At 43.1% G+C, this 636-nt stretch carries 1 protein-coding gene; it reads right to left on the bottom strand.

Going from position 1 to position 636, the window contains the following annotated elements; all coding sequences use genetic code 11:
• Nucleotides 1-81: 81 nt before the first annotated feature.
• Complete coding sequence (locus tag R7Q11_RS27215; RefSeq protein WP_020835045.1) at nt 82-504, bottom strand: GNAT family N-acetyltransferase; 423 nt, start codon at nt 502-504, stop codon at nt 82-84.
• Nucleotides 505-636: the final 132 nt, after the last annotated feature.

The raw sequence follows: 636 nt of genomic DNA, 5'->3' as shown, positions 1-636 counted from the left end.
CAAGCTCATGACTACATACTAAAAGAGGTGCTATTCGCGCCTCTTTTTCTGAATTTCTAACAAGCTAAACATCAGTAGCGACTAATCTGCGATTTCTTTTTGGAGGAAGTATTTGTGGATTCCCTCAGCCGGATAACCGGAATACTGCCCTACTTTTTCAAAGCCCAATTTGAGGTAGAAATCGAGCGCCTGGAAGCTGTAAGTATCTAAATAAATATGAGTCACGCCATACGGCTTCACATGCTGCTCTAACATTGCCATCAGTTTACTGCCTAAGCCCGATGTTCTGCTTTCTGCGTCCACCCACAAGAACTCCACAAAAACCGTATTTTTAAACATTTCCCCAGTAAGGCCGCCAATGATTTTGCCGTCTTCATCTTTTGCAAAGCAGCCCACCGCATTCACTTCTCCTCCAGGTAAGTGCTTGCGGTTATATGATCGAATGCCATCACGAACGCAATCAAGATCAGCTTGCTCTGGGTTTAAACAAAATTCAAGTTTCATACATCCTCTCCTTGGAAAACGTTTCTATCCTAGAACAAAAAGCCAGCAATTTCTGGCTTTCCGATTGAATTTTATAGGTGTATAGCACGAAGCTGCTCAACATCCACAAATCGAGGATCACAAACACCAACC

The organism is Vibrio sp. 970, assembly GCF_033339075.1.
Note: the sequence above shows the minus strand (reverse complement) of the source record. Positions and strands in the feature narration are given on the sequence as shown.